This window comes from Actinomadura syzygii, assembly GCF_008085905.1.
Taxonomy (GTDB): Bacteria; Actinomycetota; Actinomycetes; order Streptosporangiales; family Streptosporangiaceae; genus Spirillospora; species Spirillospora syzygii.
The window spans coordinates 479,436-496,057 of sequence record NZ_VSFF01000002.1 but is presented as its reverse complement, the minus strand read 5'-3'; the positions used below and the strand labels follow the sequence as shown (position 1 = coordinate 496,057).

Here is a 16,622-nt window from a genome sequence, read left to right as displayed (position 1 = left end):
CGCTAGCGATCGGCCGGGCGCGACGCCGCGTCGGCGTCGAGGTCCGGCATGCCGAGTTCCCGGGACAGGGCCTGGGCGTGCGCGGCGACGCGCTCCCCGATCGCGCGCACCTGCTCGTCGGGGATCCGGTACGTCGGGCCGACGACGCTGAGCGCGGCGGCGGGGCTGCCGTCCGGCCAGCGGACGGTCGCCGCGATCGCCGTCACGCCGTCCTCCAGCGTGTGGCTCGCGCTGACGTAGCCGAGGTCGCCGCAGCGGCCGCGCAGCGCGGTGCCGATCGCGGTGTCCTTCAGCGGGACGGTCCGGCCGAGCCACCCGCTGTGCCGGATCGACTTGCCGCTCTCGGCCATCCGCGCGTACAGCACGGTGTCCTGCGGGCCGCCGACGCCGAGGTAGGAGCTCTCCCCGACCTCGTCGCGGAGCTCGGCGAGATGCGGCTCGGCGAGCCGGTACAGCGGGACGCTGCTCATCGACGTCACCGCCACCTGGATCAGCCTGCTGGAGCCGTGGTACGCGCCGTCGCCGTCGCGCCGGACGAACTCCGTCGCCTCCAGCGTGCGCAGCAGCCGGGACGCCGTCGCGGGCGACAGGTTGACGCGCCGCGCGAGGTCCACGAGGCCGAGGCCGTCGTTGGTCGCGACCTCCACCAGCAGCGTGAGAGCCCGCTCCACGGTGCGCGTCGGCGCCCGCCCGTTCTCTGTCGACACCCTCTGGTCCTCCATGTCGTCTGAGCCGTGTTCTGGGCCGTGATCTGCGGTGGTCGGTGGGGTGGTCAGCCGGATGGTCGTCTTGCGCCGAGTGCTTGCCTCGCCCCCGACCATATGCTTTCATCTAGTGACCTTCGATTTTTACTAGATGACAGGGTTGCAGATGAGCGGCGGGCTGTCCAGCCAGAAGACACCGGTTGAGGTCGATCTCGTGATCGCCCACGCGGCCGAGGTGCTGACGTGCCGGCCGCCGTCCGGACGGGGCGTCCGCGGCGCGGATCTCGGCCGTCCCGAGCGGATCGCGGACGGCGCGCTCGCGATCGACGGCGGCCGCATCGTGGCGGTCGGCCCGTCCGCCGAGGTGCTCGCGCGGCACACCGGACGCGAGGTGCTCGACGCCTCCGGACGGCTCGTCACGCCCGGCTTCGTGGACACGCACACCCACCTCGTCCACGACGGATTCCGGCACGAGGAGTGGGGGCGCAAGGTGCTCGGCACGCCGGGCGGCACGCTCGCCTCGGGCATCGGGCACACCGCCCGCACGACCGGCGCGGCTGGGTTCGAGCGGCTGCGCGACGGCGCGCTGTCCCGGCTCGACACGATGCTGGCGCACGGCACGACCACCGCCGAGGCGAAGTCCGGATACGGGCTGACGGCGGCGGCCGAGCGGCGGCTGCTCCAGGTCGTCGCGGCCCTCGACCATCCGGTGGACGTCGTCGGAACGTTCCTGGGCGCGCACGTCCCGCCGCCGGGAGCGCCCCGCGACGCGCACGTGGACGACGTCATCGCGCAGCTCGGCGAGGTACGCCACCTGGCCGAGTTCTGCGACGTCACCTGCGACCCGGTGGGCTTCACCCCCGACGAGTGCCTGAAGATCGCGCGCGCCGCGGACGAGCACGGCTACGGGCTGCGCGTCCACGCCGACCAGACCGGCCACGGCGAGGGCGCGGAGACGGCGGTGGAGGCGGGCGCCGCGTCCGCCGACCATCTGGAGCACGTCACCGACCGGGCGATCGGGATGTTCGCCGACTCGGACACGGTCGCGACGCTGCTCCCCGGCGTCAGCTACCACCTGATGGACATGGTCCCCGGCCCCGGCGGGGACGGCTGGTCCGATCCGCGCCGCCCGCGGCTGGCCGAGCGCTACCGGCGGCTCGTCGACTCCGGCGCGCTGGTGGCGCTCGCGACCGACTACAACCCGGGCAGCAGCCCCAACCTGTCGATGCAGACCGTCCTGCAGCTCGCGGCGCGGCTCTACCGGCTCGGCTACGGCGAGGTGTGGCAGATGAGCACGATCAACGCCGCGGTCTCGCTCGGCCGGGACGCCGACATCGGCAGCCTGGAGGCGGGCAAGCGGGCGGACGTCGTGATCTGGAACGTTCCGTCCCACGAGCACGTCGTCAACCGGTTCGGCGCCAACCTCGTGGCGTCGGTGATCAAGGACGGCGCCGTGCGCGCCCCGGCCCGACGGGAGGACGGCGATGCTTGAGCCGCTCGACGACCAGACGCGGGACCTCCGCGACACCCTGCGGGAGTTCTGCCGCAGGGAGGTGATGCCGGGCGCGGCGCACCGCGACGCCGCCGCCGAGTACCCGGCGAAGCTGTTCGCGCGGCTCGCCGAGATGGGCCTCATGGGGATCACCGTCCCCGAGGAGTTCGGCGGCCTCGGCCTGGACATGAGGACCCAGGTCCTCGCGATGGAGGAGATCGCCTACGCGGACGCCTCCCTCGGGTCGGTGTTCGCGGGCCACTACCTCGGCATGGAGACGCTGCGCCAGTTCGGGTCGTCCGACCAGCGCGAGCGGTACCTGCCCGGTCTGGCCACCGGAACGTTCCGGGTGGCCTTCGCCCTCACCGAGCCCGACGCGGGCTCCGACATCTCCCGCATCCGGACCCGCGCGACCCCCGGGCCGGACGGCTGGACACTCACAGGCACCAAGACCTTCATCAGCAATGCCCGCGAGTCCGACGCGCTCACCGTCTTCGCCATGACCGACCCGGACGCGGGCATCCGGGGCATCACCGCCTTCCTCGTCCCCACCGGGGCGGACGGCGTCGGCTTCTCCGCACCCATCGAGAAGCTCGGCCTGCGCGGCGAGCACGCCTACGAGGTCGCGTTCGACGACGTCCGGGTCGGCGCGGACGCCGTGCTCGGCGAGCCGGGCGGCGGCGGGCGCATCGCGCTGGAGGTGCTCAACAGCGCCCGCATCGACGTGGCCGCGCTGGCGAACGGGGTCGCGATGCGCGCCCTCGACCTCGCCGCCGGATACGCGGCGACGCGGGTCCAGTTCGGCCGTCCGATCCGCGAGCTGCAGGCGATCCAGATGCTGCTCGCCGAGATCGACGCGCTCGTCCAGTCCGGGCGGCTGCACGCCTACCACGCGGCGGCCCTCCGCGACCGGGACGAGGACGTCCGGCGGGCCGGTTCGCTCGCCAAATACGTCGCGAGTGAGAACTGCTTCCAGTCCGTCGACAAGGCACTCCAAATTCACGGCGGCTACGGCTTTGTGAAAGAGAGCGAGATCGAGCGTCTCTACCGGGACTGCCGGATCTTCCGGATCTACGAGGGCACCTCGCAGATCCAGCTGCTCACCGTCGCGAAACTGCTGGCCAGGCAGCACGACCGGCACGGGACCGTGGTGTAGCCGCCACGAGCGGCACCGGTTCCCATTCCCCTTTCCTTTACAGCCACCGACACACCCCATCGACCCACGACATGACGCGCGGCTCGGCACGCAAAAGGCCGACGCCTCTATTTGGAGTTCGTGTGATGGTAGACATCCTGAGAGAACCGGTGACCGGACGCAGCGTCTGGACGGCCGCCGACATCGGCGCCGAGGACTCCTATGCCCGGAGGTTCACCGAGGACGACCTCCTGGAGTTCGACCGGGCGCTCGCCCGCGTCCAGGACAAGACCGCGCAGGAGTTGTCGAAGCGCGACTTCCCGCTGCCCGGCTTCGCGGAGAAGGTCCGCGACGTCGTGGACGACCTGGAGCACGGCACCGGGTTCGTCCTGCTGCGCGGCCTGCCGATCCACGACCGGTACACGGTCGAGGAGGCCACCAAGATCTACTGGGCGATCGGCCTGCACATGGGCGAACTCGTCCCGCAGAACCGCAGGGGCGAGCTGATCGGCAACATCCGGAACCTCGGCGCGAAGGGCCACAACGCGCGCGGCTACGCGACCGCCTCGGCCGCCGCGTTCCACACCGACCAGACCGACGTCGTCGGGCTGATGTGCCTGCACCCGGCACGCAGCGGCGGGATCAGCCTGGTCGCGAGCGCGATGACCGCGTACAACATCGTCCTGGACGAGCACCCTGAGTGGCTCGACATCCTCTACAAGCGGTTCCCCACCGACTGGGTCAGCGAGGAGCCGCCCGGCAGCCCCGGCTGGTACTACTCGCGGCTCTACTCCTACGTGGACGGCCTGCTGTCGGCGGCCTACCGCACCGGCCGGATCCTCAGCGCGACCCGGTTCCCGGACGTGCCGAGGCTCACCGCCCGCGAGGTGGAGTGCCTGCTGTTCCTGGACGAGATCCCCACCCGGCCCGGCGTCGCGCTCGACATGACGCTGGAGGTCGGCGACATCCAGTTCGTCAACAACTTCGTGACGGTGCACAGCCGGACCGGCTTCGTGGACGACCCCGACGACCCGGACTTCCAGCGGCACCTGCTGCGGCTGTGGGTGAGCCGTCCCGACACCGGACGGGTCGTCTGCCCCGAATACCACTACTGGCGCAGCGGGATCTCGCGCCTGGAGTGGGCGCGGTCCGCGTGATCCCCCGGCCGACAGCGATCAGGAGCACATCGTGACGACAGAGGTTCTGAACCGGCCGGTGACCGGCCCGAGCGTGTGGACCGCCGCCGACCTCCAGTCCGGCGAGCCGTACGTGCGGCATCTCACCGACGCCGAGTTGGACGCGCTCGACGCCGTCCTCGACGCCGAGCCGGACCGCGCCCCGGCGCGGCGGGACGCCCCCGTCCCCGGCCTGGAGGGCCTGGTCTCCGAGCTGGTCGAGCGGCTGGAGGGCGGCCACGGCTACGCCGTCCTGCGCGGCCTCCCGCTCGGGACGCGGTACACGCCCGAACGGGCGTCCCGTGCCCACTGGACGATCGCCCGGTGCCTCGGCGAGATCGTCCCGCAGAACGGGAGCGGCGACCTGGTGCGCGTCCTCGAAGACGCCCGCCACCCCGAGCAGGCCAGCGGCACCTACCACAGCAAGGCCGGGGCGCCGTTCCACACCGACCCCACCGACGTCGCGAGCTACCTCTGCCTCGCGCCCGCGCGGAGCGGCGGCGCGCGGGTGGTGGCCAGCGCGGCGACCGTCTACAACGCGCTGGTGAGCGAGCACCCGGAGTGGCTGGAGCTCGTCTCCAAGGAGTACGCCACCGACTGGGAGGGCGAGGGGCCGTCCGGCGAGCCGGGCTGGAGCCCGCGGCCGATCTTCTCCGTCGCGGACGGCGCGCTGAGCTGCTCGCTGGCCACCAAGCGGATCATGAGCGCGATGCGGTTCGAGGACGTCCCCCGGCTGAGCGCCGAGGAGATGACCTTCCTCATGTACCTGGACTCGCTGCTGCGCCGTCCGGGGACGGCCGTCCACGTGGAGCCGCGGGCCGGGGACCTGGAGTTCGTCAACAACTACGCGGTGATCCACTCGCGGACGGGGTTCGTCGACGACCCGGCCGACCCGGCGTACCGGCGGAAGCTGGAGCGGCTGTGGATCAGCCGGGGCGCGGACGGCCGTCCGCTGGTGCCCGCGCTGCGACGGTGGCGGGCCGGGATCGCATGAGCGCCCGTCACTCCCCCGGCGATGGCTCGGCGAAGGTCATGTTCTCCTCGGACCAGTCGTCCAGCGGCCCCACGGCGTGCCCGGCCCACTCCCGCAGCCACGCCATGCCCGCCGTGACGACGTGCCGGGGCGCGGACCCGAGCTCGGCTGCCAGTTCGCGGGCGGCGGTCAGCGCCTCCCCGGCGGGGACGACGTCGGTGACCAGCCCGTGCGCCGCGGCCTCGGCGGCGTCGAAGCGGCGGCCGGTGAGCGCCCAGCGGAGCACGACGTCCGGCCGGACCCGGCGCACCGCGTTGGGCGCCGCGCCCATCGGAAAGAAGCCGAACTGCGCCTCGGGCAGCCCGAACCGCGCCGAGCTGCCCGCGACCGCGTACGTGGACGCCCCGACGAGCCCCACCCCGAGGCCGAGCGCCCAGCCCTCGACGGCCGCGACGACCGGCAGCGCGCTCGTCCGCACGGCGCGCAGGAGGCGCGCGTGAGGTGTCCGCCGCCACGGGACGTCCGCCGGGTCCGGCGCCGGCTCGGCCATGTCGGCGCCCGAGGAGAGGTCGCCGCCCTGGCCGCACAGCACGATCGCGGTCACGGCCGGGTCGGCGTCGAGGCGCGCGACCGCCTCGACGAGGAGGGTCGCGGTCGCCGAGTCGATGGCGTTGCGCCGGTCCGGGCGGCGGATCTCGACCAGCCCGACCGGGCCGGTCACGTCGATGCGCAGGGGTTCGGCACTCACGCGCTGCTCCTCATCAGGGTCGGGCGGTGCGGCCGATCGTATCCACGGCACAACCGAAGGGAAGGCACGCAGGTGGACGAAGTGACGGACGTCCACGCGACGGTACACGCGCTGCGCGCGGCCGGGCTCAAGCTTTCCGCCGACGAGATCGCGCGGATCGCGTCCAGCCGCCGGGGCCTGCGCGCGAAGGCCGACGCGCTGTCCGAGCTGGACCTGCGCGACGTCGAGCCGGTCGACCCGGTCGCGATCGCGCGGACCCGCGCCCTCCCCGGCGAGGACGGCCCATGACGTTGCCGCTGACCCTGCCCCTCACCATCGAGGACGCCGCCGAGGCCCTCCGCTCCGGCGCGGTGACCTCGCATGATCTGACCCGGACGGTCCTCGACCGGATCGCGCGGCTCGACGGCGCGCTCGGCGCGTACGTCGCCGTGACCGCCGACGCGGCCCTCGCGGCGGCGGCCGACGCCGACGCCGACTTCGCGCGCGGGATCGACCGGTCGCCGCTCCAGGGCGTCCCGCTGGTGGTCAAGGACCTCATCGCCACCCGCGACGCGCCGACCCGCGCCAACAGCGAGGTCCTCGCGCCGGGCTGGGGCGGCGGCGCCGACGCCCCGGCCGTCGCGCGGCTGCGGGCGGCGGGCAGCGTCCTGCTCGGCAAGTCCACGACGAACGAGTTCGCGTGCGGCCTGCCCGAGCGGCCGTCCCGCTTCCCGTTCCCGCGCAACCCGTGGAACCCGGAGCACACCGCGATGGGCTCCAGCTCCGGGACGGCGATCGCCGTCAGCGCGGGCCTCGCGCTCGGCGGGCTCGGCACGGACACGGGCGGGTCGGTGCGCGGCCCGTCCGGCGCGAACGGCTGCACCGGGCTGAAGGTCACGTTCGGACGGGTCCCGAAGAGCGGCGTCGTCCCGTGCGCGTTCACGCTCGACACGGTCGGGCCGATGGCGCGCAGCGCCTACGACTGCGCGCTGATCCTCGACGCCGTCGCCGGGCACGACCCCGGCGACCCGCACTCCTCGCCGCTCCCCGCGGACCGCTACGCCGACGGCACACGCGGGGAAGGCGGGGTCGAGGGGCTGCGGATCGGCGTCCCGACCGGGTACTTCCTCGACTCGCCGCTGCTCGACGGCGAGGTCCGCGACGGCGTGCTGCGCGCCGCCGACGAGCTGGCGCGGGCCGGGGCGACGATCACCGACGTCGCCGTCCCGTACGCGCAGGAGGCGAACGACGCCAACAACGTCACGTTCCTCTGCGAGTGCTTCGCCTACCACCGGAGCGACCTGATCGACCGGTGGGACGACTACGGCCGGACGACGCGCGAGCTGCTCGCCCGTGCCGCGTTCTTCACCGGCGCCGACTACGTCCAGGCGCAGCGGGTCAGGGCCCTGTTCCGGCGGGCCCTGGCGGACGTCTTCGCCGAGGTCGACGTGCTCCTCACCCCGGTCGCGCTCACCCCGCCCGCCCCGGTCGCGACGGCGGACTTCGCCGCCGCCCTGCTCCGGCCGGGCTTCCAGGCGCTGTGGAACGCGGCCGGGCTCCCGGCGGCGGCCATGCCCTGCGGGTCCGCCGCGTCCGGGCTCCCGCTGTCCGTCCAGGTGGTCGGACGACCGTTCGGCGAGAGCACCGTGCTCCGCGTCGCCGACACCTACCAACGGCACACCGACTTTCACCTGAGGGTGCCGCCGGCCGCGCGCGACGGAGTCGCACACCCGGGGGGCGAGCGGTCATCGCATACAGCACGAGAAGGAGCAGGATGACATGTCTTCCCAGCGAATGCGTCCCCCCACGGGGCACCGCCGCGGACGGCTCGCGGCGCTGATCGCCCTCGCCATGGTCGCGACCGGCGCCGCCGCCTGCGGCGGCTCGGACTCCGGCTCGGGCGGCGACTCCAAGACCCTGGTCGTCGCCGGCTGGGGCGGGTCGTTCACGGCCGCGAACAAGGAGTTCTTCTACGACCAGTTCACGAAGGACACCGGGATCAAGGTCACGATCGCGACGCCCGGCGGCGGGTTCGCCGCCAAGGTCGCGGCGCAGCGCGCGGGCAACAACATCGAGTGGGACCTGCTGGAGGCGCCCGGCGGCGACACCTCGAAGCTCGTCCTGGACGGCAACCTCGAGAAGTTCCCGCAGTCGCTGATCGACACGATCACGCCGCTGGTGGCGGACGGCGCGATCCGTCCGAGCGCGTCCGAGCCGTACTACCTCGACCACGGCGGAACGGTGAACCTCATCGGCTGCAACACGAAGCTGGTGAAGAAGTGTCCGACGAAGCCGTCGGAGTTCTTCGACGTGAAGAACTTCCCCGGCACGCGCGGCATCACGGCGAACAACCCGATCTTCACGAGCCTGTTCGCGCTGGAGGGCGACGGCGTCGACCCGAAGCAGTTCTTCCCGGTCGACGTGAACCGCGCCATGAACGCGCTCAAGAAGATCAAGCCGAACGTGCAGGTCTGGTCGACCAGCCCCGCGCAGATGCAGCAGGCCGTCGTGGACGGCGAGGTCGGCATCATGCAGGCCCCGAACACGGTGCTCGTCTCGGCGAAGAAGCAGGTCCCCGACCTGAAGCTCTTCTGGGACGGCGGCCTCCTCTTCGACGAGGGCTGGTGCGTGCCCAAGGGCGCGAAGAACAAGACGGCCGCGTTCGAGTTCGTCAAGTGGTACGCGCAGCACCGCGAGGCGCAGGCCAAGTTCACGGAGAAGATCTACAGCGGCACCGGCGGGCGCGACATGCAGAAGTACCTGTCGCCCGACGTGCTGGAGAACCTGCCCATCAACAAGACCGGCGTCACGCTCGTCGACGGCAAGGCGGGGGCCAAGCAGCAGCAGGAGCTCGGCAAGGAGCTCCGCGAGATCCTCGTCGGCTGACCGCGGGCGCGCCGGCGGCCGCGGCCCCCTTCGGCCGCCGGCGCGTCCCGCCCACCGGTCCAGCCACGAGCACTGATGGGAGATGACCAGGAGATGAGCAGGGAGATGAGCAGGAGATGAGCCCATGCTTCGGATGAGGCGACCGACACGAGCCAGGGGATGGCAGTCGACGTTCTCCGGCCTGACCGGGCTCGGGCTGATCGCGCCGTTCCTCGTCGTCGCCGGCGTGTTCATCCTCTACCCGTTCGTCGAGCTGCTGCGGACGGCGTTCGGCGAGCCCGACGGGTTCGGCAACTTCAGCGACTTCTTCCACAGCCCGGCCGCGCGCCGCACGCTGTGGACGACCTGCCTCACCTCGCTGATCGTCACGGTGATCGTCGTGTCGGTCGGCGCCGTGCTGGCCTGGTCGCTGCGCGCGACGAAGAGCAGGCTGACCCGGATGGCGATCGCGCTGGCGGTGTTCGTGCCGCTGTGGATGGGCGCGGTGATGAAGATCTACGTCTTCACCGTCCTGTTCGAGCGGTTCGGGGTCGTGAACCGGACCCTGACCTGGCTCGGCGTCATCGACGAGCCGATGCACCTGCTGCGCACCCAGTTCGCCGTGGTGGCGGGCATGGTCTACCAGATGCTGCCGTACGCGGTGCTGCCGCTGTACGCGGTGTACGTGACGATCGACATGAACCTGATCCAGGCGGCGGAGAGCATGGGCGCGTCGCGGACGCGGGCGCTGCGGGACGTGGTGGCGCCGCTGGCCCTGCCCGGCCTGCTCGCCTCCACGGTGATCGTCTACGTGATCTGCATCGGGTACTACCTGACGCCGGTCCTGCTCGGCGGCGCCACGGCGCCGTTCACGGCGAGCCTGATCGCCGACGACATCTTCAACCTGTTCGAGCCGGCGCAGGCCGCGGTCGCCTCGGTGCTGCTGCTGGTCGTCGCCGGGCTGGTCATCCTCGGCGGGCTGCGGCTGGTCGGCAAGGAGCGGATGCGGAGGGCCATCGGTTGACTTCCTCCTCACGGCTGAAGCCGGAGGATTCCAACCCTCGCGGGTCGGGTTTCCTGCTTCACAGCCAGTTGCCCGCCGGGCGTGCGCCCTTGGGGTCCTACACCAGCTCCACAGGCGTTTCACCTCTCGGCCAGCCCGGCCGCGAGGATGTTGCGGGCTGCGTTCACATCCCGGTCGTGGACCGCGCCGCAGGCGCACGCCCACGACCGCACGCCCAGCGGCATCGCCTCCTGCCGGGCCCCGCACCCGCTGCACAGCTTCGAACTGGGGAACCACCGGTCCACCACGACGAGTTCACGGCCGTACCAGGCGGTCTTGTACTCCAGCATGCCGCGCATCTCGCGCCAAGAGGCGTCGCAGATCGCGCGGGCCAGCGAATGGTTCTTGAGCATGTTGCCGACGGTCAGGTCCTCGATCACGACCGTTTGGTTCTCACGGACGAGCCGAGTAGTGAACTTGTGCAGCAAGTCCCGCCGCCGGTCGGCGATCCGGGCATGCACCCTGGCGACCCTGCACCGGGCCTTGTCCCGGTTCTTCGACCCCCTCGCCTTGCGCGACAGCGCCTGCTGGGCCCTGGCCAGCTTGCGCCGGTCCCGCCGCTCGTGCCGGGGATTGGTGACCTTCTCCCCGGTGGACAGGGCCACCAGGGCGGTGATCCCCACGTCCACGCCCACCTTCGCCTCGACGGGAGGCAGCGGGCTGATCGTCTCCTCCACCAGGAGGGACACGAACCAGCGGCCCGCGGCGTCCCGGCTGACCGTGACGGTGGAGGGCTGCGCACCCTCGGGCAACCGGCGGGACCAGCGAATGTCCAGCGGCCCGTCCATCTTCGCCAACGTCAGCCTCCCGTCCCGCCAGCGGAACGCCGACCGGGTGTACTCCGCCGACGCCCGGGACTTCTTGCGGGACTTGAACGCCGGGTACCCGGCGCGCTTGGCGAAGAAGTTCACAAACCCCGCTTGCAGGTGCCGCAGGGCCTGCTGCAACGGGACCGAGGACACCTCGGACAGGAACGCCAGCCTGTCGATTCTCTTCCAGGCCGTCAGCATCGCCGAGGTCTCCGCATAGGAGACCTTTCGCCCTTCGGCGGTGTAGGCGCGAGACCGTTCCTCCAGCGCCATGTTGTAGACGAGGCGGACGCAACCGAACGTCCGGGCAAGCTCTCCGGCCTGCTCGGGGGTCGGGTAGAAGCGGTACTTGTACGCCCGCTTCACGACCTGCGCCACGCGGTCAAGGATCGCACACATGTTCGCATCCCCGCGGCACCGTGCCGCGTTTCCTCCCCACGCCTGAAGGCGGGGGTCTCCACGCTTCAAGGAGAACGATGACGACCGACACCCTGTCCTCGTCCACCGCGCGGGCCGCGCCGGCGCGGGTCGTGCTCGACACGGTCGGACGCCGGGCCCTCGCCCGCGGCATGCGCGCCGCCGACCTGGTCGTGCGCGGCCTCGCCGTGTTCTTCCTCGGCGTGCCGATCGTGTGCGTCGTCGTGCTGTCGTTCTCCAACGCGGAGGTGCTCCAGTTCCCGCCGAAGTCGTGGGGGCTGCGCCAGTACCGGTCGTTCCTCGGCTCGGACACCTGGATCGACGCGATGGTGCTGTCGTTCAAGCTGGCGACCGTGTCGGCGGCGCTCGCGCTGCTGATCGGCATCCCGGCGGTGTTCGCGCTGCACCGGTCGCGGCTGCGGCTGAAGGGGCTGCTCCAGGCGATCGGGCTGAGCCCGCTGGTGATCCCCGGCGTCGCGTACGCGGTGGCGCTGTACACGCTGTTCGTGCAGTTCAGGCTGACCAGCAACATGGCGGCGCTGGTGCTGACGTACGCGGTGCACGGGCTGCCGTTCGTCCTGCTGATCCTCGGGTCGGCGATGGCGCGGCTGCCCGCCGAGACCGAGCTGGTCGCGATGACGCTCGGCGCGTCCCGGCCGCGCGCGATGGTCGGGATCACGCTGCGGCTGCTGCTGCCCGCGATCGGCGCGTCCTACATCTTCGCGTTCATCACGAGCTTCGACGAGGCGGTACTGATCAACTTCCTCGGCGGCCCCGGGACGGTCACCCTCCCGAAGGCCATCTTCGACAACGTCAAGACGGGACTCGATCCCAACATCACCGCGATCGCGACCCTGCTCATGGCGGGCACCGGTGTCGTCGGCTCGCTCGCATTCCTGCTGCGGAGGAAGGTATGAACGTCAGGGCACGCAAGGAGCCGCGGCCGGAGGTCGCGGCGGAGCCCGGGACCTCCGGCGCCGCCGCCCCGCCCGCGCGGGCCGGGCTGGAACTGCGCGGGCTGATCAAGCGGTTCGGCGGGACGGAGGCGCTGCGCGGCATCGACCTGGTCGCCGACCGGGGCAACTTCGTCACCGTGCTCGGGCCGAGCGGGTCGGGCAAGACGACGATCCTGCGGCTCGTCGCCGGGTTCCTCGCGCCCGACGAGGGCGAGATCCTCATCGACGGCCGGGACGTCACCCGCGTCCCGCCCGCGTCGCGCGAGATCGGGATGGTGTTCCAGAACTACGCGCTGTTCCCGCACATGACGGCCGCGGACAACATCGCCTACGGGCTGAAGATGCGCCGCTGGCCGAAGGCCGACCGCGCGCGGCGGGTGGCCGAGATGCTGGAGCTCGTCGGCCTCGGCGAGCTGGGCGGACGCCTCCCGCGCGAGCTGTCCGGCGGGCAGCAGCAGCGGGTCGCGGTGGCGCGGGCGCTGGCGTTCCGGCCGCAGCTCCTGCTGATGGACGAGCCGCTCGGCGCCCTCGACCGCGAGCTGCGCATGCGCATGGCGGTGGAGCTGCGGCGGCTGCACCAGGAGGCCGCGGCGACGACCGTCTACGTCACGCACGACCGCGAGGAGGCGCTGACCCTCTCGGACTGGATCGTCATCATGCACGACGGGCGCATCGACGCGGTCGGGACGGCCGAGGAGCTGTACACCCGTCCGCGCACCGGGTTCGTCGCGAGCTTCTTCGGCGGGCACAACGTCGCCGAGGCGGCCTTGTCCGAGGTCAGCGGCGAGCGGGCGCGGGTCGCGTTCGCCGGATGCGACATGGACGTCGTGTGCGGGCAGCCGCTGGAGCGGGCCGAGCGCGTCGGGCTCAGCATCCCCGAGGAGGCGCTGAGCCTGGTGCCCGCCGGGGCCGCGCCCGCGCGCCTCGAACTGGTGGTGCTCGACGACCTGTACCTGGGCAACTCCGTCCGGGTCACGGTCCGCACGGCCGAGGGCGTGACGCTGCGCGCCACCCTCCCGCGCGACGCCCGCGAGGCGATCCGGCACGGCGGGACGCTGACCGCCTACCTCGACACCACCCAGGTGGCGGCGGTGCCCCATGAGAAGTGACGGCGGCGGGACCGGTGACGGGACGTACCGCCAGCCCGCCCTGCACGACCTGCTGAACCCGAAGAGCGTGGTGATCGTCGGGCTGTCGGAGCGACCGGGCTCGACCGGCGGCCGGATCCTCGCGAACCTGCGCCGGTCGGGGTTCGGCGGCGGCGTGTACGGCGTGCATCCGAGCGGCCGGGACGTCGACGGCGTCCCCGTGTACCCGACGCTCGCCGACGTCCCCGACACCCCGTCGGTGGCGCTGGTCTGCACGCCCGCCGGGACGGTGACCGAGGTCGTCCGGCAGGCGGGCGAGAAGGGCTGCCGGGGCGCGGTCGTGTTCGCCTCGGGGTTCGAGGAGACCGCGGACGGCGCGGCGCGGGCCGCCGAGCTGCGCGGCCTCGCCGCGCGGCACGGCATGAGCCTGGTCGGCCCGAACTGCCTGGGCGCGTTCAACCCGGGCCGCGACCTGTGGCTCACCGGCACCGACTTCGGGGCGGACCTGCGGCCCGGCCCGGTCGCCGTCGTGTCGCAGTCGGGCTCCGGCTGCATCCTGCTCGCGGGCTCGGGACGGCTCGGGTTCTCCTACGTCGTGTCCAGCGGCAACGAGACCGTGACCGGGCTGGCCGACTACCTGGACTACTTCGTCCAGGACCCGTCGACCCGCGCGGTCGGGATCGTGGTCGAGGGCCTCAGCGACGCCGAAGGCGTCCTGGCTGCGGTGCGGAAGGGCCACGACAACGGCGTCGCCGTGGTCGCGCTGAAGGTCGGCCGGACGGAACTCGGCGCGCGGAACGTCGCGTCCCACACCGGCGCGATCGCCGGGGACGCGCGGGCCTACGCGGCGTTCTGCCGCCGGGCCGGGATCGTGCCGGTCACCGACTTCGACGAGCTGACGGAGGCGCTCGTCGCGCTGTCGACCCTGCACACCCGTCCGAAGGGGAACCGGGTCGCGTTCGTCGGCCTGTCCGGCGGCGAGATCGGGCTCGTCTCGGATATGGCGGCGGACTTCGGCGTTCACAAGGGCGCTCCGGGGGGCGTGGGGGGTCGTCCCTCCACAGAGAACACGGAAGACGGGGCGGTGCGGCTGGCCGACCTGGCAGCGGGCACTCGCGAGGAGCTCGCGGAGATCCTGCCGGACTTCGCGACGATCGCCAACCCGCTCGACGGCACCGGCCAACTCGTCGGGGACCCCGACCGGTTCGGACGGCTCGCGGCGGCCGTCGCCGGAGACCCGGGCGTCGACCTCGTCACGGTGATCCTGGACGCGCCGCCCGCGCTGGGCGACCGGCTCGCCACGTCCTACTCCCGGCTGCTGGCGACGCTGCCGGGCGTCCGGGAGCGGTCCGGGACGCCGGTCATGGTGCTGTCCAACTACGGCGGCGGGCTGCACCCGTTCGCCGCCGAGGCACTCGCCGGATCCGACATCCCCGTCGTGCACGGCACCCGCGCCGGGATGGCCGCGATCGCCGCCGTCACGGCCGCCGCCACGCACAACCCGGTCGCCGTGGCGGAGCCGCCGCGTCCGGACCCGGCGGCCCTGCGGGACGTGCTGCCCGCGCTGGAGGCGAGAGGGCAGGTCTCCCAGGACGTGCTCGCCGAGTTGGCCGAGCGGTACGGGCTGCCGCTGCCTGAGCGGATCGTCGCCGAGTCGGCGGACGAGGCGGTCGCGGCGGCGGACTCGATCGGGTTCCCGGTCGTGGTGAAGACGGCGTCGCCGAAGGTCGTCCACAAGAGCGACGTCGGCGGGGTCGTGGTCGGGCCGTCCACTCCGGCGGAGGTGCGGGCGGCGTACGAGGCGGTCACGGCGTCGGTGGCGCGCCACCTCGGCGAGCCCGCCCCGCAGGTCGTCGTGGAGGAACTGGTCGCGGGCGGCGTGGAGGCGTTCGTCGGCTGCGTGCCCGACCCGGTGTTCGGGCAGGTCCTGGCGCTCGGCGCGGGCGGGACGCTGGTCGAGCTGCAGCCCGACCCGGCGCTGGCGCTGCCGCCCGTGTCGCCGGACGACGTCCGCCGCATGGTCGCCGGGACGCCCCTCGCCCGCCTGTTCGCGGGCTATCGCGGCGCCCCGCCCGCCGACGCCGACGCGTTCGCCGACCTCGTCCCGCGCGTCGCGCGGCTCGCCGCCGACCTGCGCGAGGCGGCGGTGGAGATCGACCTGAACCCGGTCGCCGTCCTGCCTCGGGGGCGCGGCGTGCGGGTGCTCGACCTCCGGATCGTCGCCGCCTCGAACAGCGCCGCCTCGAACAGCGCCGCATCCAAGACCGTCCGGCTCCCTCGTCCGCAGACCCGTTAGGAACGCTCCATCGTGGACTACGCAACGATCCTGTACGAGGTGGACGACGCCGTCGCCACCATCACCCTCAACCGCCCGGAGGTCATGAACGCCCTGTCGGCCGAGCTCGAACGGGAGCTGCACGACGCGCTGCGCACCGCCGGGGCCGACCCGGACGTCCGCGCGATCGTCCTGACCGGGGCCGGGCGGGCGTTCTGCTCCGGCTACGACATGGGCGCGGTCGAGGGGGCGTCCGACCCGGCGTCCCGGTACCCGGAGGACGTGATCGGCGGGTGGTACGACCGCAACAGCGGCGAGCTCGACCACCTGCGGGAGATCTGGAGCCTGCCGAAGCCGGTGATCGCGGCGGTCAACGGCTGGTGCATGGGCGGCGGGTTCTGGTACGGCCTGGCCTGCGACATCACCATCGCCTCGGCGGACGCGGTGTTCGCGCAGCCCGAGGTGCGGATGACGTCCAGCTCCATCTTCCTGTTCGCCGCGCTGTGCGGGTGGAAGAACGCCAACCGCTACGCGCTGACCGGCGACCACTTCGACGCCGCCGAGGCGCTGCGCATCGGCGTGGTGAACGAGGTCGTCCCGGCCGACGAGCTGCTGGACGCGGCGCGGGCGCTGGGGCGGCGGATCGCGCTGGTCCCGGCCGCGTCGGTGCGGCTGAACAAGGCGATCACCATGCAGGGCCTGCGCGCCGCCGGGATCGACAGCGGCCTGCTGCTGAACGGCGCGCTCAACGCGATGGCCCACTCCTCCTACGGGCCGGGCCGCGAACGGCTCAACGCGGCGAAGGCCGAGGGCGGGCTCCGCGCGTTCCTCGACGCCCGCGACGGGCCGTTCCGCCCCGAGCCGTTCGGGCCGCGGGCCGCGAAGCCCGGCGACGCCGAGCCCGGCGAATAGGGCGGGCGTTCCCACGTGATCGGAGGAGAGT

General features: G+C 72.7%; 14 protein-coding genes and 1 pseudogene. 12 read left to right on the top strand and 3 right to left on the bottom strand.

Annotated features, from left to right (window positions below; genetic code table 11):
* Nucleotides 1–2: 2 nt before the first annotated feature.
* Nucleotides 3–707, bottom strand: coding sequence for an IclR family transcriptional regulator (locus FXF65_RS06310; protein ID WP_187412128.1), 705 nt, complete (start codon nucleotides 705–707; stop codon nucleotides 3–5).
* Nucleotides 708–855: 148 nt separating this feature from the next.
* Between FXF65_RS06310 and hutI the strand changes: the two genes are divergently transcribed.
* From hutI to FXF65_RS06290, 4 genes are all read left to right on the top strand, one after another.
* Nucleotides 856–2,196 (top strand): imidazolonepropionase, encoded by a 1,341-nt coding sequence (gene hutI, locus FXF65_RS06305; protein WP_148348739.1) that lies wholly within the window; start codon nucleotides 856–858, stop codon nucleotides 2,194–2,196.
* Entirely contained in the window at nucleotides 2,189–3,352 is a 1,164-nt protein-coding gene (locus tag FXF65_RS06300; protein ID WP_148348738.1) for an acyl-CoA dehydrogenase family protein, read from the top strand. The genes hutI and FXF65_RS06300 overlap by 8 nt, the downstream gene beginning before the upstream one ends.
* Before the next feature lie 149 nt (nucleotides 3,353–3,501).
* The gene (locus FXF65_RS06295; protein WP_187412127.1) at nucleotides 3,502–4,488 is read left to right on the top strand and encodes a TauD/TfdA family dioxygenase; all 987 of its coding nucleotides are present in this window, start codon (nucleotides 3,502–3,504) and stop codon (nucleotides 4,486–4,488) included.
* A gap of 31 nt (nucleotides 4,489–4,519) precedes the next feature.
* Nucleotides 4,520–5,500, top strand: a complete 981-nt coding sequence (locus FXF65_RS06290) for a TauD/TfdA family dioxygenase (RefSeq protein WP_187412126.1) — start codon at nucleotides 4,520–4,522, stop codon at nucleotides 5,498–5,500.
* Nucleotides 5,501–5,507: 7 nt separating this feature from the next.
* Here the strand turns inward: FXF65_RS06290 and FXF65_RS06285 are convergent, their stop codons facing one another.
* Nucleotides 5,508–6,227: an enoyl-CoA hydratase/isomerase family protein gene (locus FXF65_RS06285; RefSeq protein ID WP_187412125.1), complete on the bottom strand. Its 720-nt coding sequence runs from the start codon at nucleotides 6,225–6,227 to the stop codon at nucleotides 5,508–5,510.
* A 72-nt stretch (nucleotides 6,228–6,299) separates the two neighbouring features.
* Between FXF65_RS06285 and FXF65_RS43535 the strand changes: the two genes are divergently transcribed.
* From FXF65_RS43535 to FXF65_RS06270, 4 genes are all read left to right on the top strand, one after another.
* Nucleotides 6,300–6,515: a hypothetical protein gene (locus FXF65_RS43535; protein WP_187412124.1), complete on the top strand. Its 216-nt coding sequence runs from the start codon at nucleotides 6,300–6,302 to the stop codon at nucleotides 6,513–6,515.
* Nucleotides 6,512–7,984: an amidase gene (locus FXF65_RS06280; protein ID WP_148348734.1), complete on the top strand. Its 1,473-nt coding sequence runs from the start codon at nucleotides 6,512–6,514 to the stop codon at nucleotides 7,982–7,984. Before FXF65_RS43535 ends, FXF65_RS06280 begins: the two co-directional genes overlap by 4 nt.
* A gap of 1 nt (nucleotide 7,985) precedes the next feature.
* Nucleotides 7,986–9,092, top strand: a complete 1,107-nt coding sequence (locus FXF65_RS06275) for an extracellular solute-binding protein (RefSeq protein WP_148348733.1) — start codon at nucleotides 7,986–7,988, stop codon at nucleotides 9,090–9,092.
* Between the two features lie 133 nt (nucleotides 9,093–9,225).
* Nucleotides 9,226–10,095, top strand: a complete 870-nt coding sequence (locus tag FXF65_RS06270) for an ABC transporter permease (protein WP_187412123.1) — start codon at nucleotides 9,226–9,228, stop codon at nucleotides 10,093–10,095.
* Between the two features lie 8 nt (nucleotides 10,096–10,103).
* On the opposite strand, the pseudogene FXF65_RS06265 reads toward FXF65_RS06270, so the two are convergent.
* Nucleotides 10,104–11,321 (bottom strand): annotated as a pseudogene (locus FXF65_RS06265) (RNA-guided endonuclease InsQ/TnpB family protein).
* Between the two features lie 98 nt (nucleotides 11,322–11,419).
* On the opposite strand from FXF65_RS06265, the gene FXF65_RS06260 reads away from it, so the two are divergent.
* From FXF65_RS06260 to FXF65_RS06245, 4 genes are read left to right on the top strand one after another with little or no spacing between them, the layout of a single operon-like run.
* Nucleotides 11,420–12,277, top strand: a complete 858-nt coding sequence (locus FXF65_RS06260; RefSeq protein ID WP_148348730.1) for an ABC transporter permease — start codon at nucleotides 11,420–11,422, stop codon at nucleotides 12,275–12,277.
* Nucleotides 12,274–13,425: an ABC transporter ATP-binding protein gene (locus tag FXF65_RS06255; RefSeq protein ID WP_148348729.1), complete on the top strand. Its 1,152-nt coding sequence runs from the start codon at nucleotides 12,274–12,276 to the stop codon at nucleotides 13,423–13,425. The genes FXF65_RS06260 and FXF65_RS06255 overlap by 4 nt, the downstream gene beginning before the upstream one ends.
* A complete protein-coding gene (locus FXF65_RS06250) occupies nucleotides 13,415–15,700 on the top strand; it encodes an acetate--CoA ligase family protein (RefSeq protein ID WP_148348728.1) in 2,286 nt (761 codons plus the stop codon). Before FXF65_RS06255 ends, FXF65_RS06250 begins: the two co-directional genes overlap by 11 nt.
* 12 nt (nucleotides 15,701–15,712) lie before the next feature.
* A complete protein-coding gene (locus FXF65_RS06245; protein ID WP_148348727.1) occupies nucleotides 15,713–16,591 on the top strand; it encodes an enoyl-CoA hydratase/isomerase family protein in 879 nt (292 codons plus the stop codon).
* The last annotated feature ends 31 nt before the right edge of the window (nucleotides 16,592–16,622 follow it).